This is a genomic window from Streptomyces clavifer (genome assembly GCF_036345975.1).
Lineage (GTDB): Bacteria > Actinomycetota > Actinomycetes > Streptomycetales > Streptomycetaceae > Streptomyces > Streptomyces clavifer.
Window position 1 is genome coordinate 6,875,277 of record NZ_CP107793.1, and the last position, 16,811, is coordinate 6,892,087.

A 16,811-nucleotide genomic window follows, 5' to 3' on the forward strand; every position below is an offset into this window, starting at 1 on the left:
GCGAACAATTCAGTCGATCAGATTTACATCCTGTGGTCAGGACTTTACGCCTGGGGGCGCAGCAAGCTGGAGTCATGACGAGTTCAGCCCTTCGCAGCAGGGCGTGGAAACTGCTGGAGATGGTCACGACGCCGCTGCTGCCGTCGGACTACCTCGACCTGGTCAGCCCGCTGCGTACGGGCGCTGACCTGCGTGGGCGCATCGAGGCCGTGCACCCCGAGACGGGTGACGCCGCGACTGTCGTGATCAGGCCGGGACGGGGCTGGCGCGGCCACACAGCCGGTCAGTACGTGCGGATCGGGGTCGACGTCGACGGGGTGCGCCTGTGGCGTGCCTACTCCGTCACGTCGCCGACCGACCGCCAGGACGGCCGCATCACGATCACCGTGAAGGCGATCCCGGACGGCAAGGTCAGCACCCACCTGGTCCGCAGGGCGAAACCGGGCACGCTGATCCAGCTCGACCAGCCGACCGGTGACTTCGTGCTGCCGCAGGCCAAGCCCGCCAAGGTGCTCTACCTGACGGCCGGCAGCGGCATCACGCCTGTGATGGGCATGCTGCGCGACACCGAGATCGACGATGCCGTCATGGTCCACTGCGCGCCACAGCCGCAAGACGTGATCTTCCGCAACGAACTGCACGACCTGGTCGCGGACAAGAAGCTGCGGCTCACCGAATGGCACACCGACACGGACGGCATGCTCGACATCGCCCGTCTCGACGAACTCGTGCCCGACTGGGCCGAGCGCGAGACCTGGGCCTGCGGGCCCGCGGGCCTGCTCGACGCCGCCGAAGAGCACTGGACCGAGCACGCCGTACCAGAGCGCCTGCACACCGAACGCTTCCGCCCCAGCATCGTCGTCGCCGGCGACGGCGGCGAGGTCACGTTCAGCGCCACCGGCAAGACCGTCGACGCGGACGGTGCCACGCCGTTGCTGGACATCGGCGAGGAGGCCGGCGTGCTCATGCCCTCCGGGTGCCGCATGGGCATCTGCTTCGGCTGCGTCACGCCGCTCAGGGCGGGCGCCGTCCGAGACCTGCGCACCGGCGAGATCACCGAGGCCGAGCCGGGCGTCCTCATCCAGACCTGCGTGTCCGCCGCGGCGGGCCCCTGCGACATCGAACGGTAGGAGCATCTTGACCGCCATCGACCCCACCGCCCACCTGACCGCGGAGCAGATCGACGAGCTCGGTCGCGAGCTGGACGCGATCCGCGACGAGGTGATCGCCGACCGCGGCGAGAAGGACGCCGCCTACATCCGTAAGGTCATCTCGGTGCAGCGTAAGCTCGAGCTGGCCAGCAGGGGTGTGCTGCTGTTCTCGATCTTCCCGCCCGCGTGGCTGATCGGCACCGCCGGCCTGTCCGTGGCGAAGATCATGGACAACATGGAGATCGGCCACAACGTCCTGCACGGCCAGTGGGACTGGATGCGGGACCCGAAGATCCACTCCACCACCTGGGAGTGGGATCACGTCTCGCCGTCCGAGCAGTGGAAGCACAGCCACAACGAGCTGCACCACACGTACACCAACGTGATCGGCAAGGACAACGACCTCGGCTACGGCATCATGCGCGTCGACGAGGACCAGAAGTGGCACCCGTTCCACCTCGGCCAGCCGCTGTGGAACTTCATCAACGCCTGCTTCTTCGAGTACGGCATCGCAGCGTACGACCTTGAGCTCGGCAAGAACCTGCACAAGCGCCGACGCAAGAACCCGGAGTTCCGCGCACGGGCCAAGGCCGTGGGCCGCAAGATCCGCAAGCAGGTGCTCAAGGACTACGTGATACACCCGCTGCTGTCGGGCCCGTCGTTCTTCACCACGCTCGCCGCCACGTTCACCGCGAACCTGGTCCGCAACATCTGGACCCACTCCGTGATCATGTGCGGGCACTTCCCCGAGGGCGTGCAGGTCTTCGAGCGCCGGTCGATCAGGGGCGAGACGCGCGGACAGTGGTACCTGCGCCAGATGATGGGCTCGGCGAACATCAGCGGCAGCAGGGCCATGCACTTCATGACCGGCAACCTGTCACACCAGATCGAGCACCACCTGTTCCCGGACCTGCCGAGCAACCGGTACGCCGAGGTCGCGGTGAAGGTGCGCGCGCTGTTCGACAAGTACGAGCTGGAGTACGTCACCGGGCCGCTGCCCAAGCAGGTGGCCTCGGCGTGGCACAAGGTCTTCCGGCTCTCGCTGCCCAACAAGAAGCCCAAGGCCCATACGCCGGACCGCGACCAGGAGCTCGTCGCGGTCTGATTCCCGGTACGGGGTCAGATCCCTCGGCCGAACCGGCGGCACCGCCGGCTTCGGCGAGTGAAGGTGAGCGTGGACACGACGGCATCTCCACTTCTCCGGGTGCGCTCCTGTTGAGCGCGGGGCAGCAGTCCGCGATCCGAACCAGTCGTCCTCGCTGGTGCCGCGGAGGTTCCTCGGCTCCGCCCGCCGGGCACAGCAGCCGCGTTGGTGAGGAGTTGACGGATGGTCACCTTGCCGAGTGGCCGGTCCTGCACTTCGGGCCAGAGGGTGGTCGTGGGGGCAGGATGCCTGATCGGAGTACCATCCCCGCGAGGTTTTCCGGTCGGGCATCCGTGTGAGAGGGCAGGGCGAAATGGGTGTGGTGGAGAGCTGGTCCCGTGTGATGGATCTTCTGCGGCAGCACGCCCCGGCCGATCACGCGGATCTGCCCGGGCCCGCCACGGAGCAGATGCTCGCGGCCGCCGAGGAACGGATGGGTATCTCCTTCCCGCAGGATCTGCGGGCATGGCTGTTGCAGAACAATCTGGATCTTCCCGAAGAAAATGTGGACGACGATGTGGCATGCTGCGGCTTCGCCGGGTTCCCGGATGAGGGCACGTTCTTTCTGGGCATCCGGGCCGTGGAGGGGCTCTACGCGAACCGCTCCATGCCCGGTGGATTCGACCCTCCGGACCAGCCGGACAATCCGTTCTGGCGTAATGAGTGGATCCCGTTCCTGTCGGATCAGGACGGCTGGACGGGAAAGTTCATCGATGTGCGGGACGGGCGTGTCGGCAGGTGGTTCGTGGGTGAGATCACGATCACGGGCGAGTACGAATCGCTGGCTCACTATTTCGACTCCGTGGCGGAACTGCTGACGAAGATCGCCGATGGAAACCATTTGGTCTGTGAGGTCGCCGAGGGGCGACTCGTCTGGTCGTGAACCCCGTCGGCCCATCCTCCACCGGGTAACCCGGCGCCATATACGACGCCATCAAGTCCGCATCAGCCACTGCAGACAACGCGGACACACGCCACCGGAGGCCAACCACTCGTCACCGCGAAAAACCTTGGGGTACCAGCGCGTACTGCGGGCATGGCGTGGTGAAGCACTGTTTGGGAGCCGGCTCGCAGGTGTAGCCATCAGGTACCTCGATCCCGGCGCACCCATCGACCGCCGGCGGCGGGTGGCTTCCGTGGACCGGCCCGCCGGTGGTGAGGAGCAGCGCCACGACGAACAACGGGATCCCGGCGGAGAACCGTGCGAGGGCATCGGGTGTGCGGGTCTGCTTCATTGCTCCACTGGATCACACGGGCGGGTTGCGGGCCGGGAGCCACCGCCCGTACCGGTCAGGCGTGTGCCCTTGTTCGTCCTCTCCCACTCGTGGGCACCGAGTTCCGAGGCGGACCTCTACGACCGCCACCGGCAGTCCATCCTCACCGGGCCCGCTCTCCGGACCTGCGACGCGCAGGGCTCCGCGTCGCAGGTGGCGGCGTGGACGTCGCACCACACAGCTGCCCCGGAGCGCGATCGGACAACCGACCCTCGGTGAGCCACAACGATCGGTTGGGCACGCCTAGGGTGAAGCAGTGGACACCGAAGCACTGCGATCGTTCGTCCGGGCGGCCGAGCTCGGGCAGTTCCAGCATGCGGCCGACGAGCTGGGCGTGACACAGCAGGCGGTCTCCAAGCGCATCGCCGCCCTGGAGCGTGAGCTGCAGGTACGCCTGTTCACCCGTACCTCCCGAGGGGTCGAGCCGACGCTCGACGGCCAGGCGTTCCTCCCCCACGCGCGGAGCATCGTCGCGAGTGTCGAGCGCGCCGTCACCGCGGTCAGGCCGGGTTCGCGGGCCCTGAGGATCGACGTGCTCGGCCTGCGGAGTGCGCAGGCCGTCGTGTTGCACGACTACTGGCGGTCGCATCCCGAAGTCGATCTCGACGTGGTGACCCTCAGGGCCGACGACCCGCGCGTGGCGGTCGCCGCCGTCGAAGCGGGTGATGTCGACGCCTCGTTCCGTACCGTCACCGACCCGGCCGTACTGCCGCCCGACGTGTGCATGATGCACGCGTTCGACTCCCCGCTGGAACTGCTCGTCGGCCCGGGGCATCCGCTCGCCTCCGCGCGTGAGCTGAGGCCGTCGCAGTTGCGCAAGCACCGGATATGGGTGCCGGGTATCGCAGCAGGAAGCGAATGGGCCGAGTTCTACGACCAGCTCGTCACCCACTTCGACCTGCGCATCGACGCGGCAGGTCCGCACTTCGGGGACGAAGTACTCCTGGACGCCCTGGCGGACTCCTCGGACGTGGCCACCCTCGTGGGGGCACGCGACCGGTATCTGTGGCCGGAGGACCACGACCTGCGCCGCATCCCCCTGGTGAATCCGATGCTCGCGTACCCGCTCTCGCTCATCCTCCCCAGAACGAATCCCCATCCAGGGCTCCGGGGGATCATCACCCACCTCGGAAACCTGCCACGTCCCCATGGGGCGGTCTGGCGCCCGTCGTGGGCGGCGAAGCCATGACGGGGCGTCAGCGACACCGGAATGTTCGCGGGTCCGCAGCGCGACCGGTCGGCTGTATCGGCAGCAATGGCCACCGGTCCCCGGCGAGTCCTGTCCACCTACCGCTACACCAGAAAGGGGGCGCGGCGTGTCCAGCGACCGTCTCATGCGCATCCACAGCGCCGAGTTCCACGCGATGGCGGAACGGGTCCTGCGGGTCACCGAGCTCACCTCCCGCCTGAACGTCCTGCCCTTCGACGACGAAGCGGGCAAGGCGCGACTGTTCGAACAGATCCTCGGCAAGCCGCTGCCGTCGGGGGCCACGATCTATCCGCCCTTCTACACGGACCACGGCCTTCACCTCGACCTGGCCGAACGGGTGTTCATCAACCAGAACTGCACGTTCCTGGATTACGCGGGCATCCGGCTCGGCGCGCGCGTGATGGTCGGCCCGAAGGTCACGTTCATCACCGGCGGCCACCCGGTCGATCCCGCGGAGCGCCGGCTGTACCTCACCGGCGCGCCCATCGACGTGGCGGAGAACGTGTGGATCGGGGCCGGTGCCACGATCCTGCCCGGTGTCAGCATCGGGCGTGACGCCGTGGTCGCCGCCGGTGCGGTCGTGGCCGACGACGTCCCGCCGGCCAGTCTGGTGACCGGCGCCAAAGCCGCCGTGCACCGGAGGTGGTGACGGCCACTCGGGGCTGCACGGGCCGACACGTCCATCGCCGTGTCGGGCGGAAGGTGTCCGTAAGTGCCGGAACCCGCCGGCCCGGCGGACGGTGCCCGGTCACCGAGTCGGCGGGCCGCAGGCGCAACTCCTGGCGCCCCGACGGCGAAAGGTCGCAGATGAAGGAGCCGTATCGGAGCAATCCGCCACGGCCACTGATCATTTCCGGGGACCATGGGGAGGACCAGCAGGACCCCCACCTGACGAAGGGATGGACTCCGTGGAACTGGCCCGTACCGTGGCCCGGCTCGGCCGGTGGCTGGAGGAACATGCCCCCGGCGACTTCCGGCAACTCGCCCCGCCCGCCGACACCGAGCTGATCGCCGCCGTGACGGAGAACCGGTTCGAGCTCCATCAGGACGTCCGGACCTGGCTGGCTCTGCACGACGGCTCGGCCCTCGACCGTGCCGGTGTCGCGGGCACCTTCGTGCCCACCGACTTCCCTCTCCTCGGGGCGGTGGGCATCCGCGACGGGCTGCGTGCCATGGAGGAGGAGTCCGCCCGAGCGGTGGAGGACGACGAGGCCGCCGCGTGCGTCGCCGGTGTCAGGGCGGACGCGCGCTGGCTGCCCGTCGCGCTGAACCACACCGGCGGCCGGCTCGTGGTCGACCACCGGGAGGGCCCCGCGTTCGGCGCCGTCCTGGAGCTGGACCCGTCCATAGGGCTGAACGGGGTGAAGCGTTGGGACAGCCTGTCCCAGTTATTCGACTCGGTCCTGGATGCTCTCGTCCACGGCACGCCGATCGCCACGGCGAGCGGTTCCAAGGCCGTCCCGCGCATCGAGGACACCCGAGGCCTGCCACCCCATGTCGTCTGGGACATCCACCACGGCTGACCGGCCACGGGCGCGGTGCCGGTTGCGACGAGGTGGCCGGCGAGAGGGCTCCAGGCCGTGGACACGGACACACTCCGTGCACCCTGCGGGCGGCTCATCGCTGGTGGGTGCCGTGCCGACGGGGCCTGGGCCGCCGGCACGCGCCGACGTGACGTGTCGCGCGTCGGCGCGTCACGTCACGTCGCGTGGCTCCTCCGGTTCAGGCCAGCAGCTTCGCCTTGGCCCTCTCGTACTCGGCCTGGTCGAGGTGGCCCTTGTCCTTGAGCTCGGCCAGCTTCGCCAGGTCGTCCACATGGCTGTCGGCCTTGCCACCGCCCTCGGGCCCGGCGGCCTGCTTCACGTACTCCCGGAAGGCCGCCTCCCGGTCCTCGGCCTGCTTGACGTCCCGGCCGCTCATGCCCCGGCCCCGGGCGATCATGTAGATGAGCACGCCGAGGTAGGGCAGCACGATGACGAGGACCAGCCACCCCGCTTTGGCCCAACCGCCCATCGAGTGGTCCCGGAAGATGTCTGTGATCACCTTGAAGAGCAGGAAGAACCACATGACCCAGAGGAACAGGTACATCATGGTCAGGAAGACGTTGAGGAGCGGATAGTCGTCCACAGGCCTACTCCGTTCGTGCCGATCGTCCCTCATTCGTACCTCTACTCCCGTCCGCCCGCATCCTTGGCGAAAGCGGAAGCGGAAGCCGAGGGGGATCAGCCGGGAGGGCGTCCAGGGCGGCGCGCGGCTCGTCCCGGTCCGACCGGTCTGCTGCTCCGACGGCGGGGACCTCTCCCAGCGTCTCCCGGACTGCTCGCCCTGGGCCTGCACGGTCGTGAACGCCAGGCGTGCTCACGAGCCCCGGACACGTGCTCGAGGCGTCAAGGCGTGCAGGACGAGGGAGCGATCGCCAGATGGTGCGCCGGAGGGTGCGCGATGCCGAGATCGGGGCGCCAGACGGCGAGGATCTGGGCCGACGGGTGGAACAGCGGGCCCGGCAGCGCGTCGGGTTCGGTCCACCGCCACGCGCTGATGAGGTGCGGCTCGGTGACCTCGGCGACCTCCGCCCCCACCGCCACGTGCGCCGCCATGCTGATCCGGTTGATCCCGGCCACCACGTCGTGCACCATGGCGAAGATCGTCACGGCCTCCTCGGCCACGGTCAGGCCGGTCTCCTCGCGCAGCTCACGTGCCGCGGCCGCGGCGACCGACTCGTGCGTCGGATCGATTTTCCCGCCGGGCAGCTCCCACGTGCCGTCGCGGTGTCTGCCGAGCAGGATCCTGCCGTCCCGGGCCTGTACGACGACCCCCACCCCGAAGCCCGCCTGCGCCTTCGGCGGCAGGGTGTTGCGCGGGGCGGTGCTCACGGAGTCGGCTGCCATGCCTACTGCTCCCTGTACGTGTCGGGCCGGGTGCGGTGCCGGTGGGGCACCGCACCTCATTCTCCGTGACCGCCGCAAGCCGGTGCCGCGGGGAGGCGGTGTGCGGCCGGTCCGCCGGGGGTGTGACCGCTCCCGGGGCTCCGAGGGCAGCGCGTCCCTCCCCGGTACGTCCGCCGGGCCCCGGCCCCATGGACGCGTCCTGTTCCGTCTACGCGTCGGCCCCGTACGTCCCGTAGGCCGGGAGGCCTGTCGATTCGTAGATCTGGATCGCCAGTCCGCCCGGTGTCGTCGCACTGCTGAGCAGCCGCAGGCCGGCCGGGGCGCCGCCGTCCGGGAACAGACGGCGGCCCGTGCCCACGACCACCGGGGCGATCGCGAGGCGCAGCTCGTCGATCAGGCCGGCCGCCAGCAGCGACTGGGCCAGCCGTGCACTGCCGTGGATCTGCAGGTCACGGCCCGGCCGCCGCTTCAGTTCGGCGACCTGGGCGGGGACGTCGCCGGACAGGATCGTGGTGGGGTCCCACCCGGCCCGGTCCAGGCTGTGGGAGGCGACGTACTTCGGCAGGCCGTTCAACGTGCCCGCGAACGGGTGCTCGGTCATCTTCGGCCAGTCGCGTGCGAAGTTCAGATAGGTGCGGCGGCCGAACAGGAACGCGTCCGCCGTGCCGAGCCAGGTGCCCGCCACCCGTTCGAACTCCTCGTCCAGGTGCGGTACGAACCAGCCGCCCCGGGTGAACCCGTCACTGGTGTCCTCGTCCGGGGATCCCGGCCCCTGGCTGACTCCGTCCAGCGACAGGAACTCCTGCAGTACGAGTCTCATCGTGCACCACTCCCTCCGGGTCGGGGACGTGCGTCCCGCCCTGAAGACATCGTGCGGTCCGGAAACTCATCGGTGCGGGAGGAACCGCCGGTGCATACCACCGGCAGTCCTCGTCCGGGTCAGTCGGGCGTTTCGACGTACGACGCCAGGTTGGCCAGCGAGGAGGCGATCCCGGCTTCGTGGTCGGCCCGGCCGATGCCGGGCGGCACGTCCGTGGCCGTGACGGTGACCTCGGTCCCCCCGCCCGCAGCGGCCAGGCGCCAGGTCATCGTCATGGTGCCCGCGTACGACGGGTCGTCGGCTTCGAACACGGCCTGCTGCACCACGCGCTCCAGGGGCACCAGTTCGGCGAACCCGACGTCGACGACATCCGTCGCCTCCGAGGTCTTGCCCGGGGCCTCGGCGGGGTCGAGGTAGGTGAGGACCATCCGGAAGCCGCCACCGGGACGGGGATCCCACCGCTCGATCCGCCCGCGCATACCGTCAGGCGGCAGCCAGGCCTCCAGGGACTCCCGGTCGAGGAGGGCGCCGTAGACGGCCGCCGGTGGTGCCGCGATCACCCGGCCGACGCGGTCGGTTCTGCTCATGGCCCGATCCTAGGGGCTTTCGCCCGGGGCGGGCCCGTGTGCGGCCGACGCGTCCCGGCGTTCACACCACCAGGTTCAACGTGCTGGACGCGATGCCGAACCGGACTGTCTGACCCCAGGTCAGTTCGAGCGAATCAGCCTCCATCCCGTCGCCGAACACCACGATCCGGTCCGACTCGACCGTCAGCGACAGCCCGTCTCCCCGCCCCAGTTCGCCCGCGACCAGTGACGTGCCGGTCGCGGGCGACGGCCATGCTTCGCGCACGAACCAGAGCAGCCGCTGATCCGACGGCCCCGGCAACCGCAGCGCGCTGCCGCGCTCGGCCCACAGGGAGCGCAGCCAGCCCGTCGCACCCGTGCCGGTGCCGACGAGCACGCCCGAGGAAGCCTGCGACTCACCGGCGGACGGGGCGCCGTCCGGGCCGATGCGGTAGCGCGCGGTCTGGTGGCCGGCGGGACCGGAGAAGATCTCGTTCAGGGCGAGAAGCCGCTGGGTGTCGTCGGCGACGGCCTCGACCATGGTGAGCGGGTCCGGACGCCCCCCGGGCGCGACGGCGGCCCGGTACAGCGCCGCCGCGTCGGACACCCGATGACGTACGAGGACCCCCGGGTTGCGGCCGGGGTCGGTGTCGATCCCCACCACCGGCTGGCCGGACAGGTACTTGGCCGCGTTGGCGACCAGCCCGTCCTGTCCGACCACGATCACCACGTCCTCCGGACCGAAGAGGAAGCGGTCGAGGTCCGCGCGCTCCACCCGAGACCTGCGCCATTGCAGGGGCACCGCGGCGGCCGCGTCGGTGAGGGCCTGCCGCATCCGGTGATGCCGCCCGGCCACCTCGTCGATGGACCGGCCGCGGGTGGAGAGGAAGAACGCCGCCTGGCCGTGTGTCCCGTGCCGGGCGAGCAACTCCTCGTACTCGGTGGTGCGATGCACGAGGACCGCACGCGGGGCCAGACTCACGCCCGCGCCTCCGGGCCCGATCCGCCGAGCCGGGCGAGCAGGCCGGTGAGCACGTCGGGGGAGAGGGTGAGGCTGTCGATGCGGGGCAGATTCTCCGCCAGCCGGGTCGCGGCCAGGGCGTGCAGCGTGCGGGGGTCCACTTCGGCATGCGCCCGGAGCCAGGCCGTCTGGGCCTCGGCGCGGGCGGCGCCCAGGTCGCGGGCGGCCTCCGCCTCGGCTCGGGCCAGGCGCACCTTCCGGGCCGCCTCGGCCTCGGTGCGCACACCGTCGGCCGCGGACTTCTCCTCGGCCTCCCGGCGGGCGTTGATACCGCGCTGGTCCACCAACTGCTCCTCGCGGCGGGCCAGTTCGATCTGGCTGGCGAGCTCGTTCTCGGCGATGGTGCGCTCACGCTCGACGGCGACGGCCCGCCGTTCGTACGTCGCCCTGTCGGCCTCCTGCTGGATCTGCTCCCTGGCCGGGGTGCGCAGGGCCCGCTCCACCTCGGCCTCGGGGCGGATGGCGACCACGCGTACGGCCACGACGTCGATGCCTGTGGCGGGCAGCCGGGGTTCGGAGGCGAGGCCGGTGGCGACCCGCTCGCGCACCGAGGCCACCCCGTCCACCAGGGCCACGGCGAGCGGAGTGCGGGCCAGGACGTCCAGCGCGTGCTGCTGCGCGGTCTCGGTGAGCAGGGTGGCGATCTGCTCCAGCGGCGCGCTCCGCCAGGCCCCGGTGTCGGGGTCCACCGAGAAGTCGAGCCTGGTCGCGGCCTCGGCGGGGTCGCTGATCCGGTAGGTGACGGTCGCCTGGACGGTGACGTCCTGGAAGTCACCGGTCCGGGCGTGGAACGCCATCGCCAGCTCGCGGTCGTTCACCGGTACTTCGGAGAGTGCGGCGGACAGCGACCGGTACCAGAAACTGAGTCCCGGGCCGTCGTGGGTGAGCCGTCCCCGCTTGTGGTGGCGTATGTGCGCGGTGGGCGCGGACCGCAGGTGCCGCCAGCCGAAGCGCCTGGTGATGTCGGCCATGTCTGGACCCCCTCTTTCTCGTCATCACGACGATAAGCAATCGAGCGAATAGCGTCAAGGGGACGAGAAAGGGCCCCGGGGACGACATGCGGCCGGCCGGCCGTTTCCGTGGAAACGCCGGCCGGCCGGGTGTGCGCCGTCCCCGTCCCCACGGTTCGGCGCGGTGGGCCGTCGTCATCCGCTCGGACGGCGACCCACGTTCATCAGGACCCCGGTGGGGTCGGTGGAAGACCGAGTGCGGGGAGCACGGAGCACTCGATGAAGTCGGACAGGAACGCGTCGTCCGCGTGCCGCCCCTCCAGCAGGGGTCGGGCTCGCACGACGCCCAGCAGCTGGGCCGCGACGTACTTCGTCGCGGGGTTGTCCGCCGCGACCTCCCCGCGATCGACCGCGCGCCCGACCATGGCGTCGATCGCGGCGATGGACGGTGCGAGCAGTGTCTCGCGCAGGGCGCACAGCAGCTCCGGGCTCTGGAGCGCGGCATGGCTGAGGGCGTGCATGAGGGTGGTGTCGCCGGTGGACGCCTCGTCGATCAGCCGGGCCGCCCTGTGCAGGTCGCCGCTCAGGCTGCCGGTGTCGATGTGCGAGAGCAGGGTCCTGCGGGTGCTGTGCAGCGCGGCGACGACCAGCTCGGGCTTCGAGCCCCACTGGCGGTAGAGGGTCGACTTCCCGCATCGGGTGCGCGAGGCGACACCCTCCATGGTCAGCGACTCGTAGCCGCTCTCCCTGAGCAGGTCGAGCACGGCCGTGTAGAGCTCCTGTGCCCGCTCCGGCGTGATCTTCGACCGGCGTGACGCCAGTGCTGACTCCTGGGCGGAACCGGGCGACGACATCTGCTTCCCTCTCTGCGGATCTGCGACGAGGACCTCGATACGCCAGTGTACCGATACGCGTGTGTACCGATACGTTCGCGTATCGGTACACTGGCGTATCGATACGGCACGAGCTCGGCCCTGCCGTCACGACAGCACTTCGGCAGACAGGAGGCACGGGGGTGATACGCACCCGTAACAAGTCCGCGGACCGGGACCAGGCAGCTTCTGTCCGGCCTCCGCTCGTCCGCGAGCTCCTTCTCGTCGCCGGACTCTTCCTCGTCTACAAACTCGGCCGACAGGCCGCGAACGGCCATGTCGAGGAGGCGTTCCGCAACGCCGGGCACGTCTGGGACCTCGAGCGGACCCTGCACCTCCCCGGCGAGGGGGCCGTGCAGAGCGTGCTGCTGCACAGCCAGACGCTCGTCCAGGTGGCGAACACCTACTACGCGACCGTGCACTTCCCGGCCACCCTGCTGTTCCTGCTCTGGCTGTACCGGTGGCGCCCGCGCCACTACGTCTGGTCGCGGCGGATCCTCGCCGCGCTCACCGGCGCCGCGCTCGCCCTGCACCTGCTCTTCCCGCTCGCCCCGCCGCGGATGCTCCCCCCGGCAGGACTCATCGACACCGGCCAGATGTACGGCCCGACGGTGTACGGGGACACGCCCGCCACAGACTCGATGGCCAACCAGTTCGCGGCCATGCCCTCACTGCACTTCGGCTGGGCCCTGGTGGTCGCGGTCGGCCTGATCGTCGCCACCCGTTCCCGGTGGCGCTGGCTCTGGCTGCTCCACCCGCTCGTCACCCTGGTCGTCATCGTCGGCACGGCCAACCACTACTGGCTCGACGCGATCGTGGTCTCGGCGCTGCTCGGGGTCGCCTTCGCCGCGCTGCGGCTTCCCCGCCCCGCGCCGGTCCGCGCACCTCTGCCGTGGTCGTCGGCCCCGGTCCCCGCGCAGGCCTTCGCGGCCCCCGCGTACGCACGGTCCGCAGGGCCGCGATGAACGCCACACTGATAGCCGTCGCGCTGTCCTTCGTCTCCGCCGGCGCCTACGCGGCCGCCGCCGTGGCCCAGTCCCGGCTCGCCGGCCGCACCGAACCGTCCGACGGACTGCTGCGCCTGCTGGGCCGCGGTGCCTGGTGGTCGGCCGTCGGGCTGAACGCCGGCGGTGCGCTGCTGCACGTCGCCGCGCTGAAGTACGGACCGCTCACCCTGGTCCAGCCGCTCGGCGCGCTCACCCTGGTCCTGGCCGTCCCGCTCGGCGCACGCGCCGCGGGGCGCCGGGTCAGCCGCACGGAATGGCGCGGCACGATCCTCACCCTGCTCGGTCTCGGCGCACTGCTGGCCGCGGCGGGCGGCGCCGCGCCCCGCGACACGCTCAGCCTGGCCGAGGCCCTCGGCGTCAGCGGCGTGACCATGGCGCTCGTCGCCGTGCTCAGCCGGCCCGGCGCCCGTCCCGGACTCCGGCACGCCGCCGCTTCCGGCATCACCTCGGGCGTGGCCTCCGCGCTGACCCAGACCCTCACGGTCGCCACCTCCGGCCACGAGGGGCCGCTCCTCAGCTGGCGGCTGGTGACCGTGGCGCTGCTCGTGTCCGCCTTCGCCATGGGCGGCCTGCTGCTCTCCCAGACCGCATACCGCGGAGGCCTCGGCGCCCCGCTCGCCGTAGTCACCCTCGCCAACCCGGTCGCCGCCGCCGTGATCGGGCTGGCCCTGCTCGGCGAAGGCGTCCAGGGCGGTCCGGCCGGTCTCATCCCGGCGCTCCTGGGCGCGGCGGCCGCCGTACGGGGTGTCGTCCTGCTCACCCGCGCGCAGGCGCGGAGCGCCCCGGAGGCCGCCCACGCGAAGAGCCCTGCCGGCGCCGCGAGCGAACCCGCGCGGGTCGTCATCGGCAGCCCGCGGGCCCTGCGCAGGCGTGTGCCCCGACCAGAACGCGTCAGGGCGCACATCGGCAGTCCCTGATCCCGAACCCGCGGTGCGGTGGTGTCACCGCCCCGCCGCCCGACTGTGCGCCCGGCCCCCGGTGGCCGGCAGCGAGGCGTCCTCCCTTCCCTCTGCCGGGCTGGGAGGACGCAGGGTCCCGTTGGCGTGGCGGCCCCCGGTCCCAGTACCTTCCCGCTGCCCAGTGACGGACGTGCTCCTCGGGGGTCGTCGGTCGGGTCAGCGCGTTCGTACCCGAACGGTCTGGGTGACGCCGCCAGTGGCGCTCAGGTCGCCGAAACGGAGCGTGAGCTCGGAGCCCGTGCGGGCCTCGGCGACCGTGGCCGCCTTGGTCAGCACCGAGCGCACCCGACGCCTCCACGTGAGAGTGAGGGCCTTGACGGTGCGGCCGGGGTCCGCCACGCAGAGCACCGCCGTGCCATCGCGCTTCTCGTGGATCTGCACACTGACCGGCGCGTCGGCCGTCACCGGCCCCACAGTGCCCGATGCGAAGAAGTTGATCCCGGTGAAGCCGGCCGAGGGCACCCGGACGCCCTGCTGGGCGCCGGAATTGGCGAGGATGTCGAGCCAACGGCGGTCGGCCGCCCGAGTGGCGGTGCGGGACCGGCTCGCTCCCGGCAGCACGATGTAGGCGTACGTGGCGTCCGTCGGATCCTCGCCGTGGTCGGCGAGGAGGGTGAGGTAGCGGCGGGTGACCGGATCCGCGGAGCCACCGCCGTTGATCGCCTTCCAGGTGCCGGTGCGCTCCTCGCGCAGTCCGGTCAGCGTCGTGCCGCCGGGGAAGACGTAGCCCGCGTGGCCCGCCAGGTGCGCCCACCGCACCCGGTCCAGGGAGTCGGACCAGGAGCCGCCGGGCTGTGGCCGGCCGTCGACAGTGAGCTCCGCCGTCCCGCCCTCACCCAGCCCGCGGTTGTCGACGACGGTCTCGACCCTGCTGCCGTCGCGACCGGTGATACCGGCCCCCAGACAGACCACGCTGTCGCCGAGGAAGAACCACGACTTCTTGGCCTCCAGAGTCGAGGAGAGCCCCTTGAGGTGCTGGCCCAGACTCGCGTAGGTGCCGTCCGAGGCGCCGCCGGCCCACACGGCGTCGGGCCGCGCGGCGCCCCAGATGCCGCCCTCGCCGTCCGCGAGCGACGTGGCGGAGGCCGTGGTGCCCGGCAGGCGGTAGGGATCCACGGTCGGCCAGTAGCCGTCGCTGTACTGGCCCTCCCCCTCCGGTCCCCACCAATAGAGCATCCCGGAACCGGTGTGCCAGGCCCGCAGATTCTCGCCGTTCCCGTTCTCGTAGTACGTGATCCGGCTGGAGGCCATCGAGACGGAGGCGGTGAAGTCCTTGGTCCGGTGCACTGCGCGGTCCATGCCGGGGAACACTCTGTGGCCGCTCGTCTCCGGGGCGGGCCGGACCGAGGAGTCGTTGAGCAGTTCGACGACCCGTGACAGTGGCGCTACGCCGAGGGTGCGGCCGGTGGTGACCTCGCTGTACCGGTCCCGGGTGAACCAGCCCTTGGCCATCGCCCGCCAGCGGGCGTTCTCCTCGGCGCTCGCACCCTGCCCCAGGAGCAGGATCGACGCGATGACGGCGTGGCCGCGCAGATGGTCGTCCTGCTGGACCTTCGCCGGGTCACCGGCGACGAGTCCGCGGCTGATCGCCCGGCCCGAGACGCCGTCCATCATGAGCCCGTCGTGGAGGAAGGGCGCATAGGCGTGTTCCACGGAATCCAGGAAGATCTGCCGCTGCGGGTCGGTGATGGCCCAGGCGGAGTCGCCGAGCAGCGCGAACAGTTTGCCCAGTCCGTCGATGAGCACAGCGCCGTACGAACCTGTGTACGGAACCCAGGTGTGCTGAACCAGGGAACCGTCCGCGTACAGACCGTCGCCGGATGTGACGTACGGGAAGACCGGTGAGACGGCGCCCCTGGCGAGAGCCAACTTCGCCGCCGTGCCGTCGAGGGCGCCCCGCAGAGCCAGAACCCGGCAGAGGTCGATCCGGTTGGCACCGGTGCTGGTCCCTGTGTACCGCGCCACGGAGGAGTCGGGCACGAAGTGGTCGATGGCCCTGGCGGCCGCCGACCGGCGTTCGTCGGAGAGGTGGTCGTCGAGTATGAGGCAGATGTCCAGCAGCGCCTGGGGAGCGCCGATCTGCCAGTTGTACCAATTGCCGTACCGCGCCCGGGACTCGTTGTAGACCTGGGCACCGAGATGGTCGACGCCCAGGAGGACGGCGGCCAGCAGGGCGGGGTCGCCGGTCAGGCCGGTGCCCGGCTGTGCGAACGCCTCGGCCATCGTCTTCAGCTTGGCGTACGAGTTCTGGATCTGCGCCGAGTAGTTGTAGGACTCGGTGTCCGTGTCGGGGTCCGGGTCCGCATAGACGTTGCCGGGAAACAACGACCCCTCGGAAGGGGCCATGGCGGCCAGGTACCCGCGCGCTGTCGCCCCGAGCGCCGCGAGCTTCGTCCTGAAGGGCTCGGCGGCGGGATTGAAGCCCTGGCCGAGCAGCAGAGCCCGCCACTTCTCCCGCAGGGCCGAGAGATCGTCGGTGATCGGCGCCGCCACGGGCGTCATCCCAAGTGCGGCGGAACTTGTGGCGGGCAGTGCGAGAGCCAGCGCGCCGGCACCGGATGCGGTGAGAGCTCCGCGGCGTGACCAGAAAGTCGTCATGAGTACTCCGAGTTCGAAGGCGGACAGACACCGGGTAGGCGGTTTTTAGCACGCTTCGATCGAACGAACAATGGTGCACACATTATTGATCGATCGAACATCGGGTCGCAGGCTGTTCCGCCTCGTTCTTGTCCGGCGGCAGACCGGGGCGACTCGCGTCTCCGTCCTGTGGGTGCTGGTGGAGCCGCAGTGCAGCCGGGCGCGTCCTGCCTCGGCGGCCGACCGGGCGGCCCGACGCCGGTGTGGTGGTCGCGGGAAACTGACTGGATTCGATCAACAGGCGGATTGTTTGATCGAACAGTTGACTTCGAATGTTCCGTTCTCCAGGATGGCGGACCAACAGGCAGCCCT

At 70.6% G+C, this 16,811-nt stretch carries 17 protein-coding genes; 8 read left to right on the forward strand and 9 right to left on the reverse strand.

Translation table 11 applies throughout. The features are described 5' to 3' along the window. The first annotated feature begins 74 nt into the window (after positions 1-74). The 3 genes from OG927_RS29810 (at position 75) to OG927_RS29820 (ending at position 3,178) form a co-directional block, all read left to right on the forward strand. On the forward strand, positions 75-1,130 hold the full coding sequence (locus tag OG927_RS29810; RefSeq protein ID WP_056800479.1) for a ferredoxin reductase: 1,056 nt from the start codon (positions 75-77) through the stop codon (positions 1,128-1,130). A 7-nt stretch (positions 1,131-1,137) separates the two neighbouring features. Beyond that, positions 1,138-2,256 carry a fatty acid desaturase family protein gene (locus OG927_RS29815; RefSeq protein ID WP_056800476.1) on the forward strand — a complete coding sequence of 373 codons (1,119 nt, stop codon included), beginning with the start codon at positions 1,138-1,140 and terminating at the stop codon, positions 2,254-2,256. A gap of 352 nt (positions 2,257-2,608) precedes the next feature. Next, positions 2,609-3,178: an SMI1/KNR4 family protein gene (locus tag OG927_RS29820; RefSeq protein ID WP_330321090.1), complete on the forward strand. Its 570-nt coding sequence runs from the start codon at positions 2,609-2,611 to the stop codon at positions 3,176-3,178. Between the two features lie 112 nt (positions 3,179-3,290). On the opposite strand, the gene OG927_RS29825 is transcribed toward OG927_RS29820, so the two are convergent. After that, complete coding sequence (locus OG927_RS29825) at positions 3,291-3,530, reverse strand: hypothetical protein (RefSeq protein ID WP_124280421.1); 240 nt, start codon at positions 3,528-3,530, stop codon at positions 3,291-3,293. A 295-nt stretch (positions 3,531-3,825) separates the two neighbouring features. Here OG927_RS29825 and OG927_RS29830 point away from each other — a divergent pair, with 295 nt between their 5' ends. The 3 genes from OG927_RS29830 (at position 3,826) to OG927_RS29840 (ending at position 6,302) form a co-directional block, all read left to right on the forward strand. After that, entirely contained in the window at positions 3,826-4,758 is a 933-nt protein-coding gene (locus tag OG927_RS29830; protein WP_330321091.1) for a LysR family transcriptional regulator, read from the forward strand. 127 nt (positions 4,759-4,885) lie between these two features. After that, positions 4,886-5,428: a DapH/DapD/GlmU-related protein gene (locus tag OG927_RS29835; RefSeq protein WP_124280419.1), complete on the forward strand. Its 543-nt coding sequence runs from the start codon at positions 4,886-4,888 to the stop codon at positions 5,426-5,428. 259 nt (positions 5,429-5,687) lie between these two features. Continuing rightward, positions 5,688-6,302, forward strand: coding sequence for an SMI1/KNR4 family protein (locus OG927_RS29840; RefSeq protein ID WP_330321092.1), 615 nt, complete (start codon positions 5,688-5,690; stop codon positions 6,300-6,302). A 199-nt stretch (positions 6,303-6,501) separates the two neighbouring features. On the opposite strand, the gene OG927_RS29845 is transcribed toward OG927_RS29840, so the two are convergent. From OG927_RS29845 to OG927_RS29875, 7 genes are all read right to left on the reverse strand, one after another. Then, complete coding sequence (locus tag OG927_RS29845) at positions 6,502-6,906, reverse strand: SHOCT domain-containing protein (RefSeq protein WP_209471804.1); 405 nt, start codon at positions 6,904-6,906, stop codon at positions 6,502-6,504. Positions 6,907-7,166: 260 nt separating this feature from the next. Beyond that, entirely contained in the window at positions 7,167-7,667 is a 501-nt protein-coding gene (locus tag OG927_RS29850; protein ID WP_124280417.1) for a nucleotide triphosphate diphosphatase NUDT15, read from the reverse strand. Positions 7,668-7,875: 208 nt separating this feature from the next. Further along, complete coding sequence (locus tag OG927_RS29855; protein ID WP_209471803.1) at positions 7,876-8,487, reverse strand: dihydrofolate reductase family protein; 612 nt, start codon at positions 8,485-8,487, stop codon at positions 7,876-7,878. Positions 8,488-8,606: 119 nt separating this feature from the next. Next, positions 8,607-9,074 carry an SRPBCC family protein gene (locus tag OG927_RS29860; protein WP_124280415.1) on the reverse strand — a complete coding sequence of 156 codons (468 nt, stop codon included), beginning with the start codon at positions 9,072-9,074 and terminating at the stop codon, positions 8,607-8,609. Positions 9,075-9,135: 61 nt separating this feature from the next. Further along, a complete protein-coding gene (locus OG927_RS29865) occupies positions 9,136-10,035 on the reverse strand; it encodes a hypothetical protein (protein ID WP_056800448.1) in 900 nt (299 codons plus the stop codon). After that, positions 10,032-11,045 carry an SPFH domain-containing protein gene (locus OG927_RS29870; RefSeq protein ID WP_319103493.1) on the reverse strand — a complete coding sequence of 338 codons (1,014 nt, stop codon included), beginning with the start codon at positions 11,043-11,045 and terminating at the stop codon, positions 10,032-10,034. Before OG927_RS29870 ends, OG927_RS29865 begins: the two co-directional genes overlap by 4 nt. Positions 11,046-11,248: 203 nt before the next feature. Then, complete coding sequence (locus tag OG927_RS29875; protein ID WP_056800441.1) at positions 11,249-11,878, reverse strand: TetR/AcrR family transcriptional regulator; 630 nt, start codon at positions 11,876-11,878, stop codon at positions 11,249-11,251. 161 nt (positions 11,879-12,039) lie between these two features. Here OG927_RS29875 and OG927_RS29880 point away from each other — a divergent pair, with 161 nt between their 5' ends. Together OG927_RS29880 and OG927_RS29885 are read left to right on the forward strand one after the other, a co-directional pair. After that, positions 12,040-12,861 (forward strand): phosphatase PAP2 family protein, encoded by an 822-nt coding sequence (locus tag OG927_RS29880; RefSeq protein ID WP_319103494.1) that lies wholly within the window; start codon positions 12,040-12,042, stop codon positions 12,859-12,861. Beyond that, positions 12,858-13,820: a DMT family protein gene (locus tag OG927_RS29885; protein ID WP_319103495.1), complete on the forward strand. Its 963-nt coding sequence runs from the start codon at positions 12,858-12,860 to the stop codon at positions 13,818-13,820. The genes OG927_RS29880 and OG927_RS29885 overlap by 4 nt, the downstream gene beginning before the upstream one ends. Before the next feature lie 198 nt (positions 13,821-14,018). Here OG927_RS29885 and OG927_RS29890 read toward each other — a convergent pair whose 3' ends face one another. After that, a complete protein-coding gene (locus OG927_RS29890; protein ID WP_330321093.1) occupies positions 14,019-16,460 on the reverse strand; it encodes a polysaccharide lyase 8 family protein in 2,442 nt (813 codons plus the stop codon). Between the last annotated feature and the right edge of the window lie 351 nt (positions 16,461-16,811).

Excerpts from the sequence above, each read along its gene's own strand:
- OG927_RS29820 (WP_330321090.1), top strand. The coding sequence starts at position 2,609 with ATGGGTGTGGTGGAGAGCTGGTCCCGTGTGATGGATCTTCTGCGGCAG.
- OG927_RS29825 (WP_124280421.1), bottom strand. The coding sequence starts at position 3,530 with ATGAAGCAGACCCGCACACCCGATGCCCTCGCACGGTTCTCCGCCGGG.
- OG927_RS29885 (WP_319103495.1), top strand. The coding sequence starts at position 12,858 with ATGAACGCCACACTGATAGCCGTCGCGCTGTCCTTCGTCTCCGCCGGC.
- OG927_RS29810 (WP_056800479.1), top strand. The coding sequence starts at position 75 with ATGACGAGTTCAGCCCTTCGCAGCAGGGCGTGGAAACTGCTGGAGATG.
- OG927_RS29890 (WP_330321093.1), bottom strand. The coding sequence starts at position 16,460 with ATGACGACTTTCTGGTCACGCCGCGGAGCTCTCACCGCATCCGGTGCC.
- OG927_RS29855 (WP_209471803.1), bottom strand. The coding sequence starts at position 8,487 with ATGAGACTCGTACTGCAGGAGTTCCTGTCGCTGGACGGAGTCAGCCAG.
- OG927_RS29850 (WP_124280417.1), bottom strand. The coding sequence starts at position 7,667 with ATGGCAGCCGACTCCGTGAGCACCGCCCCGCGCAACACCCTGCCGCCG.
- OG927_RS29860 (WP_124280415.1), bottom strand. The coding sequence starts at position 9,074 with ATGAGCAGAACCGACCGCGTCGGCCGGGTGATCGCGGCACCACCGGCG.
- OG927_RS29875 (WP_056800441.1), bottom strand. The coding sequence starts at position 11,878 with ATGTCGTCGCCCGGTTCCGCCCAGGAGTCAGCACTGGCGTCACGCCGG.
- OG927_RS29870 (WP_319103493.1), bottom strand. The coding sequence starts at position 11,045 with ATGGCCGACATCACCAGGCGCTTCGGCTGGCGGCACCTGCGGTCCGCG.